Genomic DNA, 1,566 nt, shown 5'->3' on the forward strand with positions numbered 1-1,566 from the left:
GGCGAGGGCGGCAATGCCGGCGGCGAGCCAGCCCAGCCACTCAGCGCGCGCAAAGAGGTCGCGTATGAGCTGGTCGGTCCACAGGCCGACCGCCAGCGAAACCAGCACGCCGAAGGCGCCGAAGAAGATGCTGCCGAGCAGCGAGCGTTTCCTGGGGGCGACGGCTGGTGGCGGCTCCGCGGCAATGATGTCGGGCTCGTCGAAGACATCGACTTTCGCCGGAATGACCATCGCGACATGGGTTTTCATCGCGCGGGGTTTGCGCTGGGTGTCGGCCTGGATGTTGCGCGGCTCAGGGGCCGCTTGTCTCGGTGGGGCTTCCGGTTCGATGCGGAATGCCGCCGGCTTGCGGGGCGCGGTCATGCCAGATGATCTCCGATCAGGAACTGCAAGGCACGGTCGAGCCTGATATGCGGCAGCGACAGCGTGACGCCTTCGGCCGTGCGTTCGAGCTTTGGGGGACGGAAACGGACGAAGCGGATTGCAGGGTCCGCGGAGTCCTGCCTGTGATCGGCTCCCGAAACATCGAAAACCGCATCAATATTCTCCGGTAAGTCACCGGGAAATATGGCTGTTTCAGTTTTTCCATCGAAGGTTTCGCCGTTGATCTTCTCACCGGCTATCGGCGTGCCGATGATGACGGGAAGCGTCTCCCGGCCTTGCCTGACGGTGCCTTCGCGCGTCGCGCGCACCGCCGCCATGGCGACCACATCGACATCGGCGCCGGTGAAATTCGCCCGTGCCACGGCGCGGTCGGCAAGCCGCCGCACGATCGCCTGCAGCCGGTCATGGCTTTCGTGATGCAGATGGTCGGCCTTGGTCGCGGCAACCAGGATGCGGTCGATGCGCCGCGAGAACAGATCGGTGAGGAAGCTGCCCCGGCCGGGGCGAAAACAGCTGAGGATCTCGGTCACCGCGCGTTCCAGGTCGGCCATGGCGCCCGGGCCGGCGTTCAGCGCCTGCATAGCGTCGATCAGCACGATCTGGCGGTCGAGGCGGGTGATGTGTTCCCGGAAAAAGGGTTTGACGACATGCGTCTTGTAGGCCTCATAGCGCCTGTCCATCATGGCGTGCAGCGAGCCTGCGCGCGGACGGTTGTCGCCGATCGCGGCCAGTGGCGCGAAGGTCAGGGCCGGCGAGCCTTCGAGATCGCCCGGCATCAGGAAGCGGCCGGGCGGCAAGGTCGAAAGCGCCCGCTCGTCGAGCTTGCAGGCCTTCAGATAGGCGGCGAAACTCTCGGCCAGGCGGCGCGCCGTCATCTCGTCGGCATCGGCGTTCGGGTCGATCCCGGCCGATAGTGCCCGCCAGGCTTGCGACAGGTCCTCGCGCACCGGCAGAACGGCCATCTCAAAGGCTTCGTGGGAAAAATCGGCGAAGGATTTGCCGAGCAGCGGCAGATCGAGCAGCCATTCGCCGGGATAATCGACGATATCGACCGACAATCTGCCCGAGGAAAACATGCGGCTCCAGCCGGAAGCCGATTCATATTCGATGGTCAGCCGCAGCTCCGAAATGGCGCGCGTCGAATCGGGCCAGACGCGGTCGTTGACCAAGGCTGCGATGTGG

Annotated in this window: 1 protein-coding gene and 1 pseudogene; both read right to left on the reverse strand. The window is 65.2% G+C overall.

Annotation, left to right across the window (positions count from 1 at the left end):
* A pseudogene (locus tag EOA22_RS33120) lies at window positions 1-363 on the reverse strand (TIGR01620 family protein); the annotation flags it as partial.
* Window positions 360-1,566: YcjX family protein (locus EOA22_RS33125; protein WP_127390582.1), on the reverse strand; the 1,207-nt coding region annotated here is incomplete at its 5' end. The pseudogene EOA22_RS33120 and the gene EOA22_RS33125, both read right to left, overlap by 4 nt.

Origin of the sequence: Mesorhizobium sp. M7A.F.Ca.US.014.04.1.1, from assembly GCF_003998745.1 — a bacterium.
In the GTDB taxonomy this organism is placed as follows: domain Bacteria; phylum Pseudomonadota; class Alphaproteobacteria; order Rhizobiales; family Rhizobiaceae; genus Mesorhizobium; species Mesorhizobium ciceri.